The organism is Mesorhizobium sp. M2D.F.Ca.ET.226.01.1.1 (assembly GCF_004022705.2).
GTDB lineage: Bacteria > Pseudomonadota > Alphaproteobacteria > Rhizobiales > Rhizobiaceae > Mesorhizobium.
The window spans coordinates 1-371 of record NZ_RZOY02000066.1; the positions used below are offsets into that span (position 1 = coordinate 1).

Consider the following 371-nt stretch of genomic DNA (forward strand, 5'->3'; position numbering starts at 1 on the left):
CCGCGATGAGGCCGATCTCGGCGCCGAGATGTTTGGAATCGGCGGCGATCGTGCGCAGCGTCTCGGCCGCAGTCCTGAACAGGATGGCGTAAACCGCCGCCTTGTTCTGGAAGGCGATCGCGGCGACCTCGGCCGGCAACGTGAACACGACGTGGAAGTAGGGAACCGGCAGGAGTTCGGCCTCGCGTGCGGCGAGCCAGTCGCGGCAGGCCTGTCCCTGGCATTTTGGGCAATGCCGGTTGCGACAGGAATTGTAGGCCACGCGGATCGCCCCGCAGGATCGGCAGCCCTCGACATGGCCGCCGAGCGCGGCCGTCCGGCAGAGCTCGATCGCGCTCATCACACGCCGCTCGACACGTCCGAGATGGCCG

General features: G+C 67.9%; 1 protein-coding gene. It reads right to left on the minus strand.

Annotated elements, in window-relative coordinates; all coding sequences use genetic code 11:
• On the minus strand, window positions 1–371 hold a 371-nt coding region (locus tag EN869_RS33775), incomplete at both ends, for a transposase zinc-binding domain-containing protein (protein ID WP_189508262.1).